The organism is Shewanella sp. MR-4 (assembly GCF_000014685.1).
Classification (GTDB): Bacteria; Pseudomonadota; Gammaproteobacteria; order Enterobacterales; family Shewanellaceae; genus Shewanella.
The window spans coordinates 3,852,222-3,874,743 of sequence record NC_008321.1 but is presented as its reverse complement, the minus strand read 5'-3'; the positions used below and the strand labels follow the sequence as shown (position 1 = coordinate 3,874,743).

Annotated in this window: 22 protein-coding genes; 16 read left to right on the top strand and 6 right to left on the bottom strand. The window is 46.3% G+C overall.

Annotated features, from left to right (window positions below; genetic code table 11):
- The first annotated feature begins 49 nt into the window (after nt 1–49).
- From SHEWMR4_RS16985 to SHEWMR4_RS16965, 4 genes are all read left to right on the top strand, one after another.
- On the top strand, nt 50–724 hold the full coding sequence (locus SHEWMR4_RS16985; RefSeq protein WP_011623983.1) for a Fe2+-dependent dioxygenase: 675 nt from the start codon (nt 50–52) through the stop codon (nt 722–724).
- Nucleotides 725–951: 227 nt separating this feature from the next.
- Nucleotides 952–1,959 carry a tRNA dihydrouridine(20/20a) synthase DusA gene (gene dusA / locus SHEWMR4_RS16980; RefSeq protein ID WP_011623982.1) on the top strand — a complete coding sequence of 336 codons (1,008 nt, stop codon included), beginning with the start codon at nt 952–954 and terminating at the stop codon, nt 1,957–1,959.
- Nucleotides 1,960–2,167: 208 nt separating this feature from the next.
- Nucleotides 2,168–2,461, top strand: a complete 294-nt coding sequence (locus SHEWMR4_RS16975; RefSeq protein ID WP_011623981.1) for a hypothetical protein — start codon at nt 2,168–2,170, stop codon at nt 2,459–2,461.
- A 145-nt stretch (nt 2,462–2,606) separates the two neighbouring features.
- Nucleotides 2,607–2,807, top strand: a complete 201-nt coding sequence (locus SHEWMR4_RS16965; protein WP_011623980.1) for a PspC domain-containing protein — start codon at nt 2,607–2,609, stop codon at nt 2,805–2,807.
- Between the two features lie 137 nt (nt 2,808–2,944).
- Here SHEWMR4_RS16965 and SHEWMR4_RS16960 read toward each other — a convergent pair whose 3' ends face one another.
- Nucleotides 2,945–3,682 carry an enoyl-CoA hydratase gene (locus SHEWMR4_RS16960; RefSeq protein WP_011623979.1) on the bottom strand — a complete coding sequence of 246 codons (738 nt, stop codon included), beginning with the start codon at nt 3,680–3,682 and terminating at the stop codon, nt 2,945–2,947.
- 34 nt (nt 3,683–3,716) lie between these two features.
- Between SHEWMR4_RS16960 and SHEWMR4_RS16955 the strand changes: the two genes are divergently transcribed.
- The 3 genes from SHEWMR4_RS16955 to SHEWMR4_RS16945 are packed head-to-tail and all read left to right on the top strand — an operon-like array spanning nt 3,717 to nt 5,919.
- The gene (locus SHEWMR4_RS16955; protein ID WP_011623978.1) at nt 3,717–4,199 is read left to right on the top strand and encodes a copper chaperone PCu(A)C; all 483 of its coding nucleotides are present in this window, start codon (nt 3,717–3,719) and stop codon (nt 4,197–4,199) included.
- An 11-nt stretch (nt 4,200–4,210) separates the two neighbouring features.
- A complete protein-coding gene (locus tag SHEWMR4_RS16950; RefSeq protein ID WP_011623977.1) occupies nt 4,211–5,179 on the top strand; it encodes a DUF2333 family protein in 969 nt (322 codons plus the stop codon).
- Nucleotides 5,180–5,181: 2 nt separating this feature from the next.
- Entirely contained in the window at nt 5,182–5,919 is a 738-nt protein-coding gene (locus SHEWMR4_RS16945; RefSeq protein ID WP_041408875.1) for a TIGR04219 family outer membrane beta-barrel protein, read from the top strand.
- A gap of 72 nt (nt 5,920–5,991) precedes the next feature.
- Here the strand turns inward: SHEWMR4_RS16945 and tolC are convergent, their stop codons facing one another.
- A complete protein-coding gene (gene tolC, locus SHEWMR4_RS16940; RefSeq protein WP_011623975.1) occupies nt 5,992–7,299 on the bottom strand; it encodes an outer membrane channel protein TolC in 1,308 nt (435 codons plus the stop codon).
- Between the two features lie 243 nt (nt 7,300–7,542).
- Here tolC and nudF point away from each other — a divergent pair, with 243 nt between their 5' ends.
- The 7 genes from nudF to parC are packed head-to-tail and all read left to right on the top strand — an operon-like array spanning nt 7,543 to nt 15,496.
- Nucleotides 7,543–8,154, top strand: a complete 612-nt coding sequence (gene nudF, locus SHEWMR4_RS16935; RefSeq protein ID WP_011623974.1) for an ADP-ribose diphosphatase — start codon at nt 7,543–7,545, stop codon at nt 8,152–8,154.
- Between the two features lie 4 nt (nt 8,155–8,158).
- Nucleotides 8,159–8,599, top strand: coding sequence for a DUF1249 domain-containing protein (locus SHEWMR4_RS16930; protein WP_041408874.1), 441 nt, complete (start codon nt 8,159–8,161; stop codon nt 8,597–8,599).
- 15 nt (nt 8,600–8,614) lie between these two features.
- The gene (gene cpdA, locus SHEWMR4_RS16925; protein ID WP_011623972.1) at nt 8,615–9,454 is read left to right on the top strand and encodes a 3',5'-cyclic-AMP phosphodiesterase; all 840 of its coding nucleotides are present in this window, start codon (nt 8,615–8,617) and stop codon (nt 9,452–9,454) included.
- 26 nt (nt 9,455–9,480) lie between these two features.
- Entirely contained in the window at nt 9,481–10,056 is a 576-nt protein-coding gene (locus SHEWMR4_RS16920; RefSeq protein ID WP_011623971.1) for a YqiA/YcfP family alpha/beta fold hydrolase, read from the top strand.
- Nucleotides 10,057–10,112: 56 nt separating this feature from the next.
- A complete protein-coding gene (gene parE, locus SHEWMR4_RS16915; RefSeq protein WP_011623970.1) occupies nt 10,113–11,999 on the top strand; it encodes a DNA topoisomerase IV subunit B in 1,887 nt (628 codons plus the stop codon).
- A 52-nt stretch (nt 12,000–12,051) separates the two neighbouring features.
- A complete protein-coding gene (locus SHEWMR4_RS16910; protein WP_011623969.1) occupies nt 12,052–13,227 on the top strand; it encodes a PQQ-dependent sugar dehydrogenase in 1,176 nt (391 codons plus the stop codon).
- Nucleotides 13,220–15,496: a DNA topoisomerase IV subunit A gene (parC, locus tag SHEWMR4_RS16905; RefSeq protein ID WP_011623968.1), complete on the top strand. Its 2,277-nt coding sequence runs from the start codon at nt 13,220–13,222 to the stop codon at nt 15,494–15,496. The genes SHEWMR4_RS16910 and parC overlap by 8 nt, the downstream gene beginning before the upstream one ends.
- A gap of 161 nt (nt 15,497–15,657) precedes the next feature.
- Here the strand turns inward: parC and SHEWMR4_RS16900 are convergent, their stop codons facing one another.
- Together SHEWMR4_RS16900 and SHEWMR4_RS16895 are read right to left on the bottom strand one after the other, a co-directional pair.
- Nucleotides 15,658–16,728 (bottom strand): porin, encoded by a 1,071-nt coding sequence (locus SHEWMR4_RS16900; RefSeq protein WP_011623967.1) that lies wholly within the window; start codon nt 16,726–16,728, stop codon nt 15,658–15,660.
- A 430-nt stretch (nt 16,729–17,158) separates the two neighbouring features.
- Complete coding sequence (locus tag SHEWMR4_RS16895; RefSeq protein WP_011623966.1) at nt 17,159–18,223, bottom strand: porin; 1,065 nt, start codon at nt 18,221–18,223, stop codon at nt 17,159–17,161.
- Nucleotides 18,224–18,640: 417 nt separating this feature from the next.
- Here SHEWMR4_RS16895 and tcdA point away from each other — a divergent pair, with 417 nt between their 5' ends.
- Entirely contained in the window at nt 18,641–19,459 is an 819-nt protein-coding gene (tcdA, locus tag SHEWMR4_RS16890) for a tRNA cyclic N6-threonylcarbamoyladenosine(37) synthase TcdA (RefSeq protein WP_011623965.1), read from the top strand.
- A gap of 142 nt (nt 19,460–19,601) precedes the next feature.
- Here tcdA and SHEWMR4_RS16885 read toward each other — a convergent pair whose 3' ends face one another.
- A complete protein-coding gene (locus SHEWMR4_RS16885; RefSeq protein WP_011623964.1) occupies nt 19,602–21,233 on the bottom strand; it encodes an ATP-binding protein in 1,632 nt (543 codons plus the stop codon).
- A 167-nt stretch (nt 21,234–21,400) separates the two neighbouring features.
- Here SHEWMR4_RS16885 and SHEWMR4_RS16880 point away from each other — a divergent pair, with 167 nt between their 5' ends.
- Nucleotides 21,401–22,012, top strand: coding sequence for a superinfection exclusion B family protein (locus tag SHEWMR4_RS16880; RefSeq protein ID WP_011623963.1), 612 nt, complete (start codon nt 21,401–21,403; stop codon nt 22,010–22,012).
- Nucleotides 22,013–22,125: 113 nt separating this feature from the next.
- Here SHEWMR4_RS16880 and SHEWMR4_RS16875 read toward each other — a convergent pair whose 3' ends face one another.
- Nucleotides 22,126–22,257 carry a DUF3149 domain-containing protein gene (locus SHEWMR4_RS16875; protein WP_011715898.1) on the bottom strand — a complete coding sequence of 44 codons (132 nt, stop codon included), beginning with the start codon at nt 22,255–22,257 and terminating at the stop codon, nt 22,126–22,128.
- Between the last annotated feature and the right edge of the window lie 265 nt (nt 22,258–22,522).

The following is a 22,522-nucleotide window of genomic DNA, read 5'->3' as shown; positions in this document are numbered from 1 at the left end:
AGCCCTAGGGCTGCCTTTGATGTTTATGCTATTCCAATAGGATTTTGAAATGCTTATTGAAATTCCGAATGTTTTTTCTAAAGAAGAAGTCAATCAGCTAAGGGAAGAGCTCGATGCCCGCACTTGGATTGATGGCAATCAGACCTCGGGCGTGATGGCGAGTACCCGCAAACGTAACCAACAGTTAGACAAAGATGACCCTGTCGCACTCCAAATCGGCGAGCTGATCATGGCGCGCTTGTTGGCCCACCCTTTATTTGTGTCGGCGGCGCTGCCATTACAGTTTTATCCTCCTTTGTTTAATCGTTATCAAGGTGGCGAAACCTTTGGCTATCATATCGATAACGCGATTCGCTCGACGAGCGAAGGCATGGTACGCACCGATCTCTCGGCCACCTTATTTTTAAGTGAACCAGACACTTATCAAGGCGGTGAGCTGGTGATCCAAGATACCTATGGCCAGCAAAGCATAAAGCTCGCGGCGGGTTCATTGGTGCTATACCCTTCGACGAGCTTGCATCAAGTCACTCCTGTCACCTCGGGTGAACGTACCGCTGCTTTTATGTGGCTGCAGAGTATGGTGCGCGATGAGGGGCAGCGCCGCTTGCTATTTCAACTCGATCAATCGATTCAAGCGCTGACGGCGCAGGCCGCATCAGAACAAGAGTTGTTTAATCTGACGGGTGTTTACCATAACTTGCTCAGACGTTGGAGCGAGTTGTAGTGATCCTAAGCTAGGCTTCTCTACCTGCTTCATCTCCCCAAAGCGGGCGGTTTAAGGTATAATCCCGCCAGCTCTGAGGGGCAACAAAACAGTAAACGTTAACTCGTTTACTGTTTTTGTATTTTTACGCTGGCGCTGCATGGCTCTTCTGCGGCTTAAATTAAGGCGCTTTATCCCTCTAAGCTTGAACTTACTGGCAAATTTTAATTACTTGAGTCGATAGTCACGTGTTGAAAAATAATCTTAATGATGGTCTACAGCTCGACCGCACCTTTTCCATTGCGCCTATGTTGGATCTAACAGACCGTCATTACCGTTATTTTGCTCGCTTAATGTCGGCCAATGCCTTGCTGTATACCGAGATGGTGACGACGGGGGCGATTTTACATGGCCGTGGTGATTATCTTGCCTATAACCAAGAAGAACATCCCCTTGCATTGCAATTGGGGGGCTCGAATCCTGCTGAACTTGCTCGCTGCGCCAAACTTGCCGCCGAGCGCGGTTATGATGAAGTGAACCTCAATGTGGGCTGTCCTTCCGATCGCGTGCAAAACGGTCGCTTTGGTGCCTGTTTGATGGCCGAGCCTGAGCTGGTGGCTGAGTGTGTCGATGCCATGAAGCAAGTGGTGGATATTCCAGTGACGGTAAAAACACGTATAGGGATTGACGAGCAGGATAGCTATGAGTTTCTGACTTACTTTATTGATACTGTCATGGCTAAAGGCTGTGGTGAGTTTATTATCCATGCGCGTAAGGCGTGGCTGCAGGGCTTAAGCCCGAAGGAAAATCGCGAGATCCCGCCCTTAGACTACGACCGAGTGTATCAGCTTAAGCGTGATTACCCGATGCTCAATATCAGCATTAACGGTGGCATCACTAGCCTTGAACAGGCTAAAACCCACTTGCAGTACTTAGATGGGGTGATGGTAGGACGTGAGGCTTACCAAAATCCTTATATTTTAGCGCAGGTTGACCAACTGCTCTGCGGCTGCGAGAAGGCGGTGATTAGCCGTGAAGCCGTGATTGAAGCTATGTTGCCCTATATTGAGGCTCACTTGCAGGCGGGCGGGCGCTTAAATCATATCACTCGCCATATGATCGGCTTATTCCAAGGCTTACCGGGTGCCCGTGCGTGGCGTCGTTATTTGAGCGAAAACGCCCATAAAAATGGTGCAGGTATTGAGGTGGTCAAACAGGCTTACCAAAGTATTCAGAGCGAAATAATTGCTCAATAATTATTCGATTTAAAAAGTGGTGAGATTGACTATTGCTTGTAGCATTTTTCACCACTTTACCTTTCCTAAATATCCCGCTTATCTCGTTCTAGCTTAAAATAAATTTTTAAATCTAATTAAATTAGTGCGTTAAGCGTAATTTGATAAGTTGGCACGCCCTTTGTAATAGTCCCTATGTCAAGTTAATCAATCGGAAAGGGACGACATCATGTTTACTTCAAACGTTAAAAAATCAGTTCAAGCGAGTGTGTTATTTGGTGCATTGATGGCGAGTGTTTCTGTACACGCCGAAGCGGCACCTGTATCTGATGTAGTGGGGGCCATCGAGCAAACGCTGAGCACTCAAGCGCAGGAGTTGTTGGTTAACACTAAGCGTGAACTGGTGTTATCACTGCAAACACAATTAGCTGAAAGTATCTACGACTTCAATAGCCAGCTAACACTGAGCGCGGATAACCAAGGTGAGTCTGTCACCTCAGGCGAATACAGCGCAAACAAGTAAGGAGCTGCCTATGTGGTTTATAGCACCTCTTATGACTCTGCTACTGCTACCAGTGATTAGCCTCGCGTTGTTTTCAGGAATTATCTGCTGGTTTCAGTGGCACAGTGTCAGCGATAAATAAGTTATTCATCGATTGGAGTTCAAAATGAAACGAGCGCAAATGCGAATGGACAATTCAGAACGTTTAGTTTGTGGTGTTGCCTCCGGTATGGCGTGGCAGTTTGGTTGGTCCTGTTTTTGGACTCGTGTCGTGTGGGCCGGTGCGATTCTGTTTATGCCGGGTGTGAGTCTGCTGGTTTACTTTGTGTTGGCTTTACTTGTGGACCAATGGAAAAGACCGATTTAACCTACGTTTTACTCCCCAATTTGGGGATGTGAATGGAATTGCCGATGCAAATTTATGGACGCAGCCTTTAGCGGGATGCTATCAACAAGAGGGCGCATCGACCCTCATGCCAATAGTGAACACTGTTTAAGTGAGCATCACTTTTTAAGAAAAGCCTGAAATTTGGCTTTTGCTTCATCGCTTTTAAGTCTTTCACTAAATTGTTCTAATTCTTGATGCATCTGGTGTTGCACGCGGTTTTTATGTGGTCGCATCAACTGACGGGTGATTTGCAGTGCTTGCGGTGGCTGATTCGCCAGTTTCTTGGCCTGACTCAGGGCGTAACCGAGTAACTCTTCTTGGGCTATTACATCGTTAATGATATTCAGTCTATGTGCAGTATTTGCATCAAAACTTTCGCCGAGCAGCAAGAGCTCCGCCGCCTTTTGATAACCCACCAATTCGGGTAAGAGTAAGCTTGCGCCAGCCTCGGGCACTAGGGCCAAATTCACGAAGGGCAGTTGAAATTTAGCCGTGTTGTCGGCATAGACCAAATCACAGTGAAGCAGTACCGTTGTGCCTATGCCAACGGCGGCACCAGAGACGGCGGCAACCAGCGGTTTTTTGAGTTCCAACAGGCAAAATAGGAAGCGCACCGCGGGATGATTTGGACCTAAGTCACTATTTTTCAAAAAGTCAGCAACATCATTGCCCGAGGTGAAACAATTATCTTCGCCATGGAGCATAAAGGCACGAATGTCGTTGTCTGCTTCACCTTCGATCAGGTATTCTGTCAGTTGTTTATACATATTAAGATCAAGTGCATTGCGTTTATCTGGGCGATTAAAGCTGATAATACGAACGCCCTGATCATCCCGAACCTGTATATGACTCATGGGTTGTTTTCCTTTACGACGACATTGGGTAGACATGGAGTTTAAGACATTGAAACCGATATTCAAACAGATGTTTAATTTTGTCGCATTATCCTGTGCTTCATTTTCTGTTTTCGCGAACGTAGTGATGACCGAAGGTCATGTCCGTGCAATGCCTGATACAGTACCAAATACCGCCGCTTACTTTACGCTGGAGAACCATAGCGATAAAACGGTTCGCCTCACCGGAGTGACGACTGAGGTCGCGAAGGAAGCACAATTACATACCATCATCGAAGAACAAGGCATGGTAAAGATGCGCCATGTTGAAGGTTTCGATATTCCCTCCCACGGAAAATTAACCCTCTCGCCGTCTGGAGAGCATGTGATGCTCATCGGACTCAAAGCCCCATTAGCCCTAGATCAGCAAGTTAAACTGCAGTTAGCGTTTGACGATGGCGAGAATCTAACGATTACATTACCTGTTGCTAAGCAGGCCGAGAATGCTGCTGAACATGAGCATCATCACCATCATTAAGGAGTCACTTGATGCAAATAACATGGAAGAAGGTCACCGGAGTTGGTTTATTTGTTGTTTTAATTGGTTATCTAGTTAGTGTGTGGTGGAGTATCGAACCTGATACCCTGACTCCACAACAGCTGACGGCCACAGAGAAGAATGTCGTGGGTTATGCCACCACCACGTCGTTGATCCTGACCGTTGAAACATTGCTGGATAAGCAGGGTGGTTGGTTATCAAACGATGTGATGCCGCCTTCAATTTTTATGGATAACATGCCCGCGTTTGAGTACGGCGCTTTAGAGCAAGTTCGTGATTTAGCACTGATTATGCGTAAAGAATTTAGCCGCTCCCAGTCCCAATCCGCTGCGGATAAGGATCTAAGTGAAGCGCAGGCTAAGCTAAACATCGACCATACCAGTTGGTTAGTGCCTAGCGCCGAGAGCGAATACCGCGATGGCGTTAAGCTGCTCAAGCTATATCGCGCGCGTATGATGGATCCAAACAATCAGGATGCTCAGTTTTACGCCCGTGCCGACAACCTCAATGAGTGGCTCAAAGAAGTTCAAAAACGCTTAGGCAGTATGTCTCAACGTTTATCGGCGAGTGTCGGGCAGGAGCGATTAAATACCGATTTAGCCGGCGACAATGCTGCGCGCCAATCGACCCCGAATTTAGCCAGCCATCAGGTGAAAACCAGCTGGTGGAAAATTGATGATGTGTTCTATGAGAGCCGTGGTGCCTCGTGGGCACTGCTGAATTTTATGCGTGCAGTCGAAGTCGACTTTGCTGACGTATTGAAAAAGAAAAATGCTGAGGTCAGCCTGAAACAGATCATTCGTGAGCTGGAGGCAACTCAACAGACGGTTTGGAGCCCTGTGGTACTTAATGGCAGTGGTTTCGGTCTAGTCGCTAATCATTCATTGGTTATGGCTAACTATGTGTCCCGTGCGAATGCCGCGGTGATTGATTTAACGAACTTGCTATCTCAAGGTTAATTATGAAAAAAACACTCCTCGCCAGTGCGGTATTAGGATGCTTAATGGCCACTTCTGCCCAAGCGGCTACTGTGGTTGGATTCAAAATTGGTGGTGATTACTGGCGCGCCGATACCAGCGGTACTTTTGCCGACAAAGGTCAACCACAACAAGGTTTTGACTACAGCTCATCGGCACAAGGCAGCTATTGGGTTGCGGTTGAGCATCCGCTGCCATTTATCCCCAATCTTAAAATTCGTGAAAATAGCTTAGATCAGAAGGGGAGTCTGACGAATGCAGACTTTACCTTCAATGGTCATGATTTTACTGGCAATGTGACCAGCTATACCGATCTGAGCAATACCGATTTTGTGCTGTATTACGAGTTGCTGGATAACGACATTCTGTCTTTGGATCTCGGTGCCGCCTACAAGCTGATGAACGGCTCTCTGCGCGTTCAAGACGCTGGCCATCCTGAAGAGAAAGATGTCGATAGCGGCATTGTGATGGGTTATGCCAGCACACACGTGAGCATGCCTGGCCTAGGTTTATTCGGTTTTGCGGATTTAATGCTTGGGGTAAACGAGTCTAACGTACATGACTATGCCATCGGCTTAGGCTGGGAGTTTGACGGTGTGGCTGTGGATACCCGTGTGCGCGTTGGTTACCGTGAGTTTGCCTTTGATGTGAATAATTTCTCTGGCATCAGCGCCGATACTAAGTTTGACGGTTATTTCGCGGGTGTAGAAATTGATTTCTAAGCGTTAACGCTAATGAATCAGCCATAAAAAAACCGCCATTTAGGCGGTTTTTTTATGGGATGTATCGCTATCTTATTCGGCTTTTAGACCGTTGTTGATAGAGATAACATCGTCTTCATTTAAGGTGCCAGCAGCTTGTTTCAACGCAATAATTGAGTTGATGTAGCTATAGCGTGCATCCGACAATTTACGTTTTGAGTCGTACAGGTCACGGGTACGGTTCAGTACGTCAACAATAGTACGAGTACCGACTTCAAAGCCCGCTTGTGTTGCCTTTAACGCACTTTCAGATGAAATCACTGACTGCTCATAAGCACGGATTGAGCTAATAGAAGCGCCTACGTTGTTGTAGTTGTTACGAACGTTTTTCACCACACTGCGGTAGGTTTGCTCTAACTTCTCGCTCGCTTCCACGTATTGGAATTGCGCTTCTTTGACCTGTGAGGTGACTTTAAAGCCTTCAAAAATAGGAATGCTTAAGTTCACACCAACGTTCACATTGTCAAAATCAGGCTCATTCACGTCGCCAGTTTTTTGCTCTAACCCTTTGTTATAGCCAGCGTTTAAGCTAAGAGATGGCATGTGGCCCGCTTTGTATAGGCTGATGGTCTCTTGGGCGATATCTTTACCGATGCGTTGAGTCATCAGATCGACGCTGTTGGTTTCAGCAATCTTTAGCCACTCACTCGATGAGGTCGGTGCTGGTGTTACCGCGGAGAAACGGTTGGTGTCGAGCACGTTAATGGTCTTGTGATCGATACCTGTGATTTCACGCAGGGCTTCGTAGCTGTTGGCTAACGTGTTTTCAGCCAAAATTTCAGTAGCCGAGGCTAAGTCATACTGAGCTTGCGCTTCATGTACGTCGGTAATCGCAGTTAAACCTACGGCAAAACGTTGTTTAGTCTGCTCGAGTTGACGTTCAATCGCACGTTTCTCTGCGCCTTGGAACTCGTAGTTATCTTTCGCCGTTAACACATCAAAGTAGGCTTTAGTCACACGAGTGATTAAATTTTGCAGGGCAGAAGCGTAGTTTGAATCGGCTTGAGAAGCGGCTTTTTCGGCCAGACTTAAACCAACCCAAGCGCTGTGATCATAGATCACTTGGTTCAGCTTTAGGCTACCGGTTAATCCACTGGTATCGCTCTTAGGATCATTCCATGCTTTGTCATAACCCACGTTAGCGCTGATTGTCGGTAACAGTGGTGCACGGTTTTGTTCGATCTTTTCAAACAAGGCATTACGTTGAGCTTGTGCTTGTAATACTAGCGGGTCGCTCGTCAGTGCTTGTTGATATATTTGCAGTAAATCATCTGCTTGAACCGCTTGAGCGGAAGCCGCGAGAGTTAATGCTGCGCATAGAGAACGGATCTTAAATTTCATTTGCTGTCCTTATTAGACAAATTCTCCAAAAGGAGAAATATGTAACTTCGTTTAGACTAAGTAATGCCTTTACCAAGGCGGTTTGCGCTTCCCGACGCTTCCCGATACAGCTAAAACTTAATGTCGTAGAGTCTAAAAACTCCCACACGTTCAAGTCAACTGCGAAGTGTAACAGATTTTATTTTAAAAATGCGCCAAATTGCCTTGATAATAGGCGAAAATTTAACGGTTAAGGATTGAAATATGAAGCCTGCTGGTTTTTCGAAAACAGATGTTGAAATTCTCGAGACAAAGTCGCTGTATCAGGGCTTTTTTGCCTTGGAGCAGTTTACTTTCAAGCATAAGCTTTTTGCCGGTGGTTGGAGCCAACCTGTGACCCGTGAAGTGTTTGAACGCGGCCATGCCGTGGTGGTTCTTCCCTATGATGTCGCGCGTGACAAGATTGTTTTGATTGAACAAATTCGTTTTCCTGCATTAGCGACCTCTAAATCTCCTTGGCTAATGGAGTTGGTCGCGGGTATGATTGCGCCCGACGAAACGCCACAGGATGTCGCACACCGCGAACTGCTCGAAGAAACAGGCTTAACCGCCCGCAATATGCATTTTGTGAATAGTTATTTGGCAAGTCCAGGTGGCAGTACGGAACGTTTCTATTTCTATTGGGCCGAGGTGGATTCATCCCAAGCGCAAGGTCTGCACGGATTAGCTGACGAACACGAAGATATTCGATTGCATGTGTTAGACCGTGAGGATGCCTATAATGAGGTCGTCAACGGGGCAATAGACAATGCTTCGACCGTAATTGGATTGCAGTGGTTGCAATTAAACTATCAGCAACTGGTTAAAGTTGGATAAAGGTTTGGCTACTTCAATATCGCACCGAAAACCGCGCTACCAACCTAACGTGAGCGACTTTTTAGCGCTATGCGGGCGTAACTACGGCTATATGCAGAAGTGGTTACCGCTCGATATTGAGGTGGGGCAGTCTTGGCAACTTGAAGGTGAAGCGGGTGTATTAGTAATCAGTATTTTAGAAAATACCAAATATACTCAATTAGTTGAGATCTCACGACCAGTTAAAATCATGGAGTTTATTAATACTCCCAAGGTGTTAGTTAGAATTTATCATGATGCTAAATTAGCAGAAGTGTTAACTGGTCAACAGATTTACCAATTGCGCCCAGTGTATGATTATCCCAATTTACGCATGTATCATAGCGATGAAAAGTACCAGGTTAATGCATTCCTGGGGGAGTTATTGAAGATTGGCTGCCAACAACGTTTGGTGTGTCAGTCTTAGAATTGGGTATTCAATGTGCTGAAAGAGGCAGTCTCTTACTCCATAGCTGAAGAAGAAAGTGTGCGCATAGTGCAAGTCACTGATCCGCACCTTTTTGCCGATCCTGAGGCTCAGTTATTAGGGGTCAACACCAGTAAAAGTTTTGCTGCTGTGCTTAATACGATTCGTGCTGTCGACTATCCAGCGCATCTGATGTTAGCCACGGGCGATTTAAGCCAAGATTATTCCCCCGAATCCTATCGTCAATTCGTGGCCGCTGTGGCGCCACTCAATTTACCTTGCCATTATCTTCCGGGTAATCATGATGATCCGCGGATTATGTTTTTGCATATGCAGGGTGAGCGGATTTTCGGTCAGCAGCGTATCTTGGTCGGAAAATGGCAAATCCTAATGCTGGACTCCACCGTTCGGGGAAAGCCCGGCGGCAATATGGCCGAGAGTCAATTCGAACTCATTGAACAGGCCATAGCCGCACATCCAGACCGCCATACCTTACTGGTGATGCACCACAACCCTATTTTGGTGAATTGCGCGTGGTTAGACCAACATTGCATGGATAACGGCACTGAGTTTCTCAGACGTGTCGCCCAATACCCGCAGGTTAAAGGGTTACTCTGGGGACATGTGCATCAACAGTTGGATACCGATTACGATGGCCCCCATGGCGCGCTGCAATTAATGGCAACGCCTTCCACTTGTATTCAGTTTAAACCGCAATCGCCTTATTTTGCCCTCGATGGACTGCAACCCGGTTATCGTTTGCTGGAGCTGAAGGCCGATGGTAGCATCTGCACTAATGTGTATCGCGTGCCGGGAAATCTGTTTTCCCCTGATAAAGATTCCAGCGGTTATTAACGCGAGTGACCGCAGCTTGAGGAACTATGCTGCTCTATATTCACGGATTCAACAGTTCACCTTTCTCCGATAAAGCGGTGATGACGGCGCAATATATCGCCGAGCATCACCCTTCCTTAGCATTCCATCAACCTCAATTACCCAATACTCCCAAGGCCGCCATGGCTTTGCTGCTGCAATATGTTGAGGCTGCGAAGCAAGCGGGCGAGCCACTGAGCTATATCGGCTCATCCTTGGGGGGATATTTTGCCAGTTACTTGGCAGAGCACTATGGTGGCCGCGCCGTGTTGGTTAATCCGGCCGTCAAGCCCTTTGAGCTGTTTGATGAGTTTATGGGGCCGCAATTTAACCCTTATACCGAAGAGCATTATCAGGTATTGCCGGAGCATAAGCAGGAAGTGGCTGAATTTAATACGGCTGTTATCCGCAATCCCGATCGTTTTTTGGTACTATTGCAAACGGGCGATGAAGTGCTGGATTATCGTGAAGCACTGCATAAGTATCACCATTGCCAATTACGGATCGAAGCCGGTGGCGATCACAGTTTTGTGGGTTATGAGCGATATCTGCAAACTGTAAGCCAATTTTTACACTTACCTTGACAAATAGTCATCCAGAGCCGCAACATGGCCGGATATAACAACTTATAGCGTACACTATGACGAATCAATACACCTCTGACGCCATTGAAGTTCTTAACGGACTCGACCCAGTTAAACGCCGTCCAGGTATGTATACCGATACCACCCGACCTAACCACTTAGGCCAAGAGGTCATAGATAACAGTGTGGATGAGGCTTTAGCGGGCCACGCCACTAAAATCGAAGTTGTGCTCCATACCGATAACTCTCTGGAAGTCACCGATGATGGTCGGGGGATGCCGGTAGATATTCACCCTGAAGAAGGCATTCCTGGGGTCGAGCTGATCCTCACTAAACTGCATGCGGGCGGTAAATTTTCGAATAAGAATTATCAATTCTCTGGCGGTCTGCACGGTGTGGGGATTTCGGTCGTTAACGCCCTGTCTCGTCGCGTCGAAGTGACGGTACGCCGTGATGGCCAAGTGTATGATATCGCTTTTGAAAATGGCTTTAAGGTTGAAGAGTTAAAAGTCACTGGTACTTGTGGTCGTCGTAATACTGGTACTCGAGTACATTTCTGGCCCGACGCCAGTTATTTTGATTCGGCGAATTTCTCCAACTCCAAACTCATCTATTTGCTGCGCGCCAAGGCTGTTTTGTGCCCGGGCCTGAGGATCAAATTTACCAATAAACACACCAACGAAGTCCATGAATGGTACTACGAGAGTGGTTTAACGGATTATCTCAAGGCGGCGGTTGGCGATAACCTCATGCTGCCAGAAGAGCCTTTTATCGGCAGCTTTAAAGGACAAATTGAAGCCGCGGATTGGGCCATTACTTGGTTGCCCGAAGGTGGCGATGCGATTAACGAAAGCTATGTTAACTTGATCCCAACGCCATTGGGTGGAACCCACGTGAATGGTTTCCGCCAAGGTTTGCTGGAGTCGATGCGCGAGTTTTGCGAGTTTCGCAATCTGATCCCCCGCGGCATCAAGCTGTCGCCTGAGGATATTTGGGATCGTGCCGCCTTCATTCTCTCGGTGAAGATGCAAGATCCGCAGTTTGCAGGGCAAACTAAAGAGAAACTTTCGAGCCGTCAAAGCTCGGCCTTTGTCTCTGGCATTGTGCGCGATGCATTCTCACTGTGGCTCAACTCGAATACCGAATTGGCCGAATCATTGGCTGAGATGTGTATCAACAATGCTCAAAAGCGCTTAAAAGCCGCTAAAAAAGTGGCCCGTAAAAAAGTGACTTCTGGCCCAGCATTACCGGGTAAATTGACCGACTGTAGCGGCCAAGATCCTATGCGCGGTGAGCTCTTCTTAGTGGAAGGGGATTCTGCGGGCGGCAGTGCCAAGCAGGCGCGTGACCGTGAGTTTCAAGCCATTATGCCGCTGCGCGGTAAAATCCTAAACACTTGGGAGGTGGATGCCTCGCAGGTGTTGGCCTCGCAGGAAGTGCATGATATCTCGGTGGCGATTGGTTGCGATCCCGACAGCAACGATATCTCCGAGTTAAGATATGGCAAGATTTGTATTCTCGCCGACGCGGACTCCGACGGGCTACATATTGCAACTTTACTCTGTGCCCTGTTTCTGAAACATTACCGTGTGCTGGTCGAACAGGGCCATGTCTATATCGCTATGCCACCGTTGTTCCGTATCGATATAGGTAAGGACGTTTACTACGCCTTAGATGAGGCTGAAAAAGAAGGTATTCTCGACCGTATTAGCGCCGAGAATAAAAAGGGTAAGGTTCAAGTGACACGCTTTAAAGGTCTGGGTGAAATGAACCCACTGCAATTGCGTGAAACGACCATGGATCCAAACACTCGCCGTTTAGTGCAGTTAACCATTGATGATGCAGAAGAAACCAATTCTCTGATGGATATGTTGCTCGCTAAGAAGCGTTCGCCCGATCGTAAAAACTGGCTCGAAGATAAGGGTGACATGGCGGTACTTTAATGTTGTGCACTATTGCCGATAACAATAAAACTTAGGCATAAAGAAAAATACCATGTTGTATATAAAATCTAATAATTATAAATATTTAAGGGTGTTCTCTGCCTATTGGACCCTACTGGCGAGTCTGGCGTTATTATCGAGTCAGGCTGCGATAGCTGGGTCTCAGTCGATCATGATTACCGTGTCCAAGGGATTTGGTTTATCCCTTTATGCCTCCGATCTGGGGGATGCTAAACAGATTGCCATGGGGGCTAACGGCACACTATTCGTGGGGTCCAATAAGAGTGGTACAGTGCATGCGCTCGTTGACAGCAACCAAGATGGCCGTGTCGATAAGCGTTATGTGATTGCTAAAGGGCTCGAATCTCCCGACGCGGTAGCCTTCCATAATGGCGATCTTTTTGTTGCAACCGAAAACCGTATCGTACGTTTTATTGATATTGAGCAGCGCCTACGCCGTCCGACTCGCCCTAAAGAGATCTACAGCGATCTACCTGAATCTGATAAAAAAAGTGCCCGTGCGATGAATTTTGGCCCCGATGGTCGCTTGTATGTCTCTATCGGCGCACCGTGCAACGTGTGTGAGGCGGGGGCGCCCTATAGCAGCATTATTGCGATTAATGTCGACACTGGAGCAAGTGAGCAGATTGCACTGGGCGTACGTGATGCGACTGGATTTGACTGGTCTCCCCAAGATGGCAAGTTATGGTTTGCCGATCAGGGCCGTGATTGGATGGGGGATAACTTACCACCCGATGAAATCAACCGGGTCGATGTGATTGGCAGTCATTATGGCTTCCCGTATTTGCATGCCTCGTCCGTGGTAGAGCCTGCCTACGAAAAGCCTAAAAATTTAAAAATTACCGTCCCAGTGTATGAACTGCCAGCCCATGTTGCACCTACGGGCCTCGCGTTTTACCGCGGTAAGCAATTCCCTGAGATCTACCATAACCAATTGTTTGTTGCTGAAAATGGTTCTTGGAACCGTTCAAGCAAAGTGGGTTATCAGATCGTCATGTTGAAACTCGAGAATGAGCAAGTTGTCAGCCGTGAAACCGTAGTGAGTTTTCTTGATGGCGAGTTTCCCGTTGCCCGTCCCTATGCTTTGTTATCGGGGGAAGATGGGGCAATGTACATCTCGGATGATTTGAAAGGTAACCTGTATCGGCTGTTCTATAGGGATGGCGATAATACTGAAGAACCACAGGAACTAGAAGAAAATGAGTGACGCGATCAAGTTAAGCTTAGATGGCGTAGAGCAGATGCCCCTGCGGCGCTTTACCGAAGAAGCTTATCTGAATTATTCCATGTACGTCATCATGGACCGAGCCTTGCCCCATATCGGTGACGGGCTTAAGCCGGTGCAGCGGCGGATTATTTATGCCATGAGTGAGCTAGGGTTATCGGCTCAGTCAAAACATAAAAAATCAGCTCGTACCGTCGGTGACGTACTCGGTAAGTACCATCCCCATGGCGACAGTGCCTGTTATGAGGCTATGGTACTGATGGCGCAGCCATTTTCATACCGTTATCCCTTGGTCGATGGCCAAGGTAACTGGGGGGCGCCAGACGATCCTAAGTCCTTCGCCGCGATGCGTTATACCGAGGCGCGCCTGTCTAAGTTCTCTGAAGTATTATTGTCTGAGCTGGGGCAAGGTACGGTCGAGTGGGGTGCTAACTTCGATGGCACCTTGAAAGAACCTAAAGTGCTGCCCGCACGTTTGCCGCATATTTTACTCAATGGCATCACCGGGATTGCGGTGGGTATGGCGACGGATATTCCACCCCATAACGCCAGAGAGCTAGTCAATGCCTGCGTGGCCTTGCTTGATGATCCTAAACTGGAGCTGGAGCAGTTGATGGGCTACGTGCCAGGGCCTGATTATCCGACTGAAGCCGAGATCATCACCCCGTCTGCCGACATTGCCAAAATCTATGAAACGGGTCGCGGTTCCTTAAAAGCCCGCGCCGTGTATAGCGTCGAAGCCGGTGAGATAGTGATCACTGCACTACCACATCAAGCCAGCAGCGGTAAGATTTTAGAGCAGATCGCCGCGCAGATGCAGGCGAAAAAATTGCCTATGGTGGCGGACTTACGTGATGAATCTGACCATGAAAACCCTGTACGATTGGTGGTGGTGCCGCGTTCCAATCGCGTCGATTGCGATCAACTCATGGCACACTTGTTTGCGACCACAGATCTTGAGAAAAGCTTTAGGGTAAACCTTAACGTATTGGGGCTTGATGGTCGTCCACGGGTGAAGGGACTTAAAGACCTGTTAACCGAATGGTTAGAGTTCCGTGTCGATACTGTAAGACGTCGCCTCGAATATCGTCTCGATAAAGTGCTAGCGCGTTTACATATCCTCGAAGCCTTGATGATTGCCTTCCTCAATATCGATGAAGTAATTGAAATCATTCGTTTCCACGATGAGCCAAAGGCCGAGCTAATGGCGCGCTTTAACCTGACGGATAAGCAAGCCGAAGCTATCCTCGAGTTAAAATTACGCCATTTAGCCAAGTTAGAAGAGTTTAAAATCAAGGCCGAGCAGGATGAGCTTGAAGCCGAACGTGAGAAATTAGAGCTGTTATTAGGCTCAGATCGCCGCTTAAAAACTTTGATCAAAAAAGAATTAATTCAAGATGGTGAAACCTATGGTGACGATCGCCGCTCACCGATTGTTGAGCGTCACGAGTCCCGCGCCTTAACCGAGCAGGAGCTGACACCGAGTGAGCCAGTGACTGTGGTGTTATCTGAAAAAGGCTGGGTGCGTTGTGCTAAGGGCCATGATATCGATGCCGAGTCCTTATCCTATAAGGCGGGCGATCAATATCTGTGTAGTGCGATGGGGCGCAGTAATCAGGCGGCGGTATTTATTGATTCATCGGGCCGCGCCTTTGCGACCGACAGTCACAGCCTGCCATCGGCGAGGAGCCAAGGCGAGCCAATCACCACGCGCTTTAATATGGCGCCGGGTGAAACCATGCAGCACGTGATTTTGGGTGAAGACGAACAATGTTTCCTGCTCGCCACCGATGCAGGTTACGGTTTTATCTGTACTTACAATGATATGGTGTCACGTAACAAGGCGGGGAAAGCCCTGTTAAGCCTACCGCCGAATGCCAAGTCCTTACCGCCGAGACTAATTGACCGCAGCCGCGAGATGTCTATCTTAGCGATCACCAATGAAGGGCGTATGTTGCTGTTTTCATTAGAAGCATTACCGCAGTTGTCTAAGGGTAAAGGGAACAAGATTATCGGCATCCCGAGCGAGCGCGCTAAGAATCGTGAAGAACTGATGACCCATTTGCAGTTAGTGCCAGCCGATACGCCAGTCACCCTATGGGCGGGCAAACGTAAGCTCACGCTAAAACCGAGCGATTTAGAGCATTACCGTGGTGAGCGTGGCCGTCGCGGCGCCAAACTTCCGCGTGGATTACAGCGTGTTGATAGCGTGGAATTAGGCGAAGGTGCTGAGGTTTTGCCTAGCATTTAGCTTGTAAATTCGACTGGGTAGTCTGCACAAGAATTAAAACCACTTAAGTGTCACTTGAGTGGCTTTTTTATGACAATCACTCAGCACTTTGTACTAAATTTGAGGTATAAAAAAACCTACCGCAGGCGGTAGGTTTTTTTCGCTAATATCTTTTAAGGATATTAGAAGTCGTAACGTACACCTACAGAGAATACGTTGTCGTCTTGTAAGTCGATTTTAGCACCAGTAGTGTCTTTGTAGTCGCCTTTGTACATTGAGTACTGGCCATACACCATAGTTGATTTAGAGAAACGGTAGTCAGCACCAACGTTGAAGTTGTTTACACTAATATCGTCAGCACCTGCTTGACCTAACGTGCTGTAATATTTACCGAAACCAGCTTCATCGTAACCGTATTCAGCTTTCAGGTTCACACCGTTCAGGTCATAAACTACGTTAACGAAGTAAGTGTTACCGTCAATAGAGCTGTCAGCTACGCTTTCAGAGTTTTGGAATAAACCACCGAGTTTGAACTGACCTAATTTTACTTGAGCAACACCACGGTATGCATCAATTCCTGAGATACCTTTATTATAGGCTACTGCTAAATAGTAGTTTTGCTCTTTAAACTTGCTATCACCTAAGGTCGCACTTAATGCATAATCGTTTGAGCTATCTTTACCTTCGGCAGAAGTTACTTTTTCATTGTCATCAATTAAATAAGTTGCGTTTAAAGTAACTAAGCCAGCAATTTTTGGTGAGTAGTACCAAATACCATCTGCGCTACGTGTTTGTCCTGAAATTAAACGGTCGATATCCGCGTTGGTGTTGCCAAATACGTCAACCGCGCCTTCAGCTTGTTTAAATACTGTGTCATTACGACCCACTAATACAGTACCTGCATTAGTTTTTAAACCTAAGTAAGTGTTACGAGCTTTGAACACATCACCAGTACCAGAAGTGTTTTCAACTTGGAATTCCATTTGATAAACAACGTCATAGCCATCTGCAATCTTTTCAGAACCTTTAACACCTAATAGAGAGAAGTTGTTTTCTAAATAGGTACCAGCGTTGTTCTCATCGGCATAATTTGCCTCTAAGCCGTTAGTACCAGATTGTAGAGTTGCACCTGTCTCAGTATTGGTTAATGCAAGTTCTAAACGACCGTAGAAGCTTGGGCCTTCGGCTAGCGCACCGAATGAAGCCAGTGCCAGTACTGATGCAACTGATGCAGAGATGAATGTCTTTTTCATGTTTTGTGCTCCCTCGAACCTAAGTTCTTATCCATTTTTCATGGTTTTTGTGTGGTTTTACACATTTGTTACTTGAATCGGTAACAAAGTTGCCGCCGATTTTTACAGTTTTACGACTTGCAGGCTGTGTTGCAGATCATGTTTTTGGCTCTCCTTGTCCATATTCGGGGTTTTTTAGGATATTTCCCTATATCTCAACCGCAAATTGGAGTGAAAGTGGTAAAACAGTATTTTTCACTTACTACTAAAGAGGTAGGTAAAGCGCAGAGGCTTAAGTGAGTCGGCGAGGCTAACTGTAGCATATACTAATGTTGTCGCAAGTTTGTCATAAATGGGGGAGTAGAATGTTATTTAGTACGAGATACAATAAAAAAGCGGCCAAAGCCGCTTTTTTATCAAATATTATCTCTTTTGAATTAGGATAATACTATTAAAAATCAATACGTAAACCTACTGTAAATAGGTTGTCGTCTAGGTCTTGTTTTGTACCGGCTAGCATAAGGTCGCCGTCGAAGCGAGTGTAGTGACCATAGACCATAGTCTTAGTGCTAAGTCGGTAGTCTGCGCCTAAAGTGAGCTGCTGTAGGTCCACATCACTCACTTGTTCAAGATTGGCGCTGTCTTGGCTGCCGACCATGCGGCTGACATATTTACCTAAACCTGAGTCATCCTTACCGTAAACTAACTTCAGTTTCAAATCATCCATCAGATAGGCGGCATTGACAAAATAGGTATCACCTGAGAGGTTTGAGAATCTGTCGTCAATATGCTCGCTGTGCTGATAAATGGCGCCAAAGAGGAAATCGCCAAATTTTGCTTGGGCGACACCGCGGTAGGCTTCAATATTATCGATACCATCGTTATAGGCCGCAGCAACGTAGTAATTATGGGTTTTTAAGGTCTTATCCCCTAATGTAGCGCTTAAGGCATACATTTGATCTTGGCTGTAGACCTCGTTACCTTGGCTATCGCGTTGATCATAGTTATCACTCATCAAATAAGTGGCGTTGAGGGTGATAAGATCGGCGATCTTAGGCGAATAATAGGAAATACCATCAGCAGAGCGAGTTTGGCCTGCCAGTAACAGGTCGATATCGGCGTTGGTGTTACCAAACAAATCAAAACCGCCTTCGGACGCTTTAAATACCGTATCGTTACGGCCGACTAAAACGGTACCCGCAACGCTTCGTACTCCGAGGAAGGTATTACGCGCATTAAAGGTTTTGTTTGAGTTATCAAAGTTTTCTACGCCAAACTCCATTTGATAAATGATATCGAAGTATGGACTAACGCTTTCTGAACCTTTAACACCAACCCAAGTAAAGTTGTTTTCGAGTACTGTGCCATCTTTCTGATTTTGAGCGGCATAGCCTTTCTCTGAGTCGGTGATACTCAGATCGACATGGCCGTAAAACTCTGGGCCATCGGCCTGAGAGCTAAATGAGCAAAATGCGAGACTAGCGGCAATCGCTGTAGCGAGCAGATTCTTTTTCATCTTCATTTTCCTGTACTTATATCATTATTTTTATGCAGCAAGAGTGACCTCTATCCGCTGCGGAGGGTGGAGCTTTGATGCTCGCAGTGTGACAGGCAAATGAATTTAAAATGTGATCTGGATCATTGGATGTTGAAATGGCTATGTTTTTAACATCATGTTTTACAAGGTTAAAACGAACTTTTAATCTGATTTTACCTAATGTGTGAGCCTATGGTTCAGGAAATTGTTAATTACTACATTGGCTGCACTTTTGTATCTGAGTGCAACTTGGCATACCTAGACCGAGATAGATTTCGGTTTTTTGCCTAAATCGTATAAAATCCACGGCGCATTTTTATTGCGTTATGCTGCTGTAGATTGTCTTTCGCATCCTCTAAGGGCGGCCATTGTTAGTTAGATATAAGGTAAGTATTGATGACTGAAGCCTATCAGAATCGCTTTGGTGGCATTGGCCGCTTGTACGGGCAAAAGGCGCTCGCTAAATTTGCCGCCTCCCATGTAGTGGTGATTGGCATTGGCGGCGTGGGCACATGGGCGGCGGAGGCGTTGGCACGCAGTGGTATTGGCCAAATCACTCTGATTGATTTGGATGATATCTGCGTGACTAATACTAACCGTCAAATTCATGCTCTGACATCGACGATCGGTGAGTCTAAAGTGGCTGTGATGGCGCAGCGGATCCGCTCGATCAATCCCGATTGCCAAGTCAATGAAGTGGAAGACTTTATTACTGTCGATAACCTTGGTGAGTATTTGCTCGGGTCAAAAGCGGGTGGCAATATCGATTATGTGGTTGATTGTATTGATGCGGTTAAGCAAAAGGCGGCACTGATTGCTTGGTGTAAACGTCAAAAAATCAAGATAGTGACAGTTGGCGGCGCGGGCGGCCAAACGGATCCTACCCAAATTCAATTAACCGATCTGGCGAAAACTTATCAAGATCCTTTACTGGCCAAAGTGCGTAATATTTTGCGCCGTGAATATAACTTCTCTAAAAATGTGCAGCGCCGTTTTGCTGTTGATGCGGTGTTTTCCAGCGAGCAGTTAGTTTATCCCCAAGCCGATGGTTCCGTGTGCAGCAGCAAGGCGACGGCCGATGGCTCTATGCGTATGGATTGTGCCTCTGGTTTTGGTGCCGTCACTATGGTGACTGGGACTTTTGGATTTGTGGCGGCGAGTCGCGTACTTGCTAGGCTCGCCCAACTTGCAAATGAACCAGCCGCAAGTGAATAAGCTACGAATCAATAAGTTAAGCACTCATCTTTAAAAACAAAATCCACAGCCAATGCTGTGGATTTTGTTTGGTAGCATTAGTGCTGCTTCACCTGCCTTTTACTGGCACCACTAGACATCAAACTCGTTATCAAACACAGCATCAAATCGTAAAGTCATGGTGTGTGGTCAGTTTGGGAGCATCGCATTGGGTAAGGGGAATACGGATATTGAATTTGGCCCCTCCCAGTGTTGAGTCTGCTTGGTAATTCATGGTGCCCTTTAGCAGTGTGGCGGCATTAAAGGCGGCGGATAAGCCTAATCCAGTGCCCCCTTTACTCCTGTTGGTGGTAAAGAAGGGCTCAAACATATGTTCTGCCACTTCAGGCGGAATGGCGATACCATTGTTTTCGATGCTGATATTCACATAGCCTTGCTCTAACTTGGCCGAAATCTGAATTTGATTATTTTCCCTATCTTGGAAGGCATGGGTGAAGGCGTTGGAGAGAATATTGCTGACGATTTGATTGAGCAGGCTAACATTGGTTTGGATGTTGAGCGCTGGCTCAACCTCTAATTGGGTTTGCGCTTTTAACTTGGGATACATGATTAAAGTAGATTCTAAAATCTCCTGCAGCTGACTTTTTAAATTGATGCATTGATGTTCTTCATGGCTACGATCGATGGCGATCGTTTTAAATTTTTGGATAAGACTACTGGCCTTGGTGATATTACGGACTATCAGCTCACAGCTTTCTTGGTACTCATCTAAAATCGCATTAATCTCGTCGAGAGTGGCATGTTCGCTGTGAATGAGGTCTATAAGCTCCTCGATATGACTCAATTGCGCGCTAGCCGCCGTCAAACAAATGCCGATCGGCGTATTGATCTCATGGGCAACCCCTGAGACGAGCCCGCCCAATGCCGCCATTTTTTCCTGCTCGACTAATACTTGCTGCGCTCGTTTTAGCGCTGTTAATGACTGTTCTAATTCCTGAGTTCTTTCTTTGACTTGTCGTGCAAGTTCTTCCTTATAGCTGCGCTCAAGTTTCAATAAACGTTCTCTGTCTTCTAAGGAGGTTTGCAGTTCGGCTTTGGAACGTTTGAGAGCTTCAAATGAGCCGCGTAATTGTGCCTGCATGCTATTGATGGCATCGGCTACTTGGGTAAATTCATCGAGTTTTTGTTTGCGATCGAAGTCTAATGGTTCCACATCGCTATCGAGATCGATGCGCTTACAGTAATTACTGAGTTTGTCTAAGTGTTTAGTGATGTTGTACCAGACCAAAAATAGAATAAATCCAGCCACTAGGAAGGTTTTAATACCATTGGATAGCAGAATAAGGATGGCTTTATCGTAGAGGCGTTGATAGATAGCATCCATATCCACTTGCACTTCTAAACTGCCGACATTGATATTATCCGTAGGTGACTTATACACCAGAGGAAAGGTTTTACTGAGTGTATGGGTTTGTTTTTGGGCACCAGAATTCCACGCCTGGCCACTGTCGTCTTTGATTGAAATATAGTTGATATCAGGCAGTTGGATAAGACCATTCAACTGAGTATTAATTAGTCTCTCATCTATGACCCAGATACTGGCGGCGAGGACATCGAGATTGGCTTTTTCAATATTGGAGAAAACACGGTCGATTCGAGTGACATCACCGCGGTAGTCGTTAACCAATTGGTAGGCAGTGGTCATTAAGGTAATCAAGGAGCTAAAGAGCACGATAGACAAGGTGAGATGCCTGCCTATCGGACTTTTAATAAATTGACTAAAGAATGTCAGCATCTAAATAGTCTTTATTTGATAGCGAGTTGAATGACTATAAGCATAGACTCAAGCATCCAGATTGTGCATTTTATCCCCATGAAATATCCCGCAATTTTGACAGATAGAGTGGCATCAAACTTGCTTTATGCCATTAAAGTTCAATTTTTTGTCGCCGGGATAACACTATGATTAAACTCAAATTGGATTCAGTGAAATTGTTCAGCCCTAAAAAGATGATGTTTCGTGTCATGTTATGGCTAATGGTAAGCTGTGCTGTGTTGCTGGCGATCCCATCCAATATGCTCGCCATGCTGGCGCTGGATAAGTTTGTCCCAGAGCATGCCCATTTCGTTGGCCTAGGACTAATCATTTCAATTGCTTATTTCTTAACTCAGTTATTAAACCTTGGCTTAGATGAGTCGATTCGTCATTTAAGTGATAAACGCGTGACGGAAACGATTGAGGCTAAGGTCAACCTGATGGACCGTGCCGAGCGTGCCTTATTGCGTGAGTTCTTTTTACAGGGCGCCACCATTTTGACATTGCCGCAAAATGAACCCGCGGTTAAAAGCTTACTCAATGCTTGTATCCTCGAATGTTTAGGCAACGAGCGCCATTATGCGATCCAAGGGCCTACGGCGGATTATAAAATCTCGATGAAGGCACGCATGTATCTCAATCGTGGCGTATTACGTTTGCCAGCAGGTGAACCGAGCCAGGAAGAAATGCAGCATTTGATTAAAGCGCGCCCGCAGTTTTTAAATGGTTTAGTACAAAACCGTAAACACGCCGCTTGATTTGGATTGGGTTCTAAAGCGCACACCGCAGGCACAAAAAATGGGGGTTAGCTTAACCCCCATAACAACGTGCAATTTTTACAATGAACAGAATAACAATTTGGAAGCAAAAACTACGATTGTTGCGCGGACTTCACAATGAACATCCAAGTGATATAAGAAATTATCCCTATAGTGCTAAAGATAACGATCATTGAAAGTAAACCAATTGGGTTACCGAACATTAAATCTAACCAAAATGCCATGATTGAAATCCTCTTTCCTGTGAAGTCCCCTCTACACTAGCGCCCCTAGCGGTAAGAAATACTGATCTTGATCAATAAAAAATCGACATCTTAAAACAATGTTGTAACTACAGATTAACCCTGTGATCTAGCTCAAATTTAGCGCTTGGTAAAATATTGCTAAAGTCATTCCTTCGGGCTTTGTTTCTTGTTTCATTCGGGACTAGTCTTAAGAGTATCGAGTACGAAAAAATCATTAAATGATACAAAGATCCGCGGGTTACAA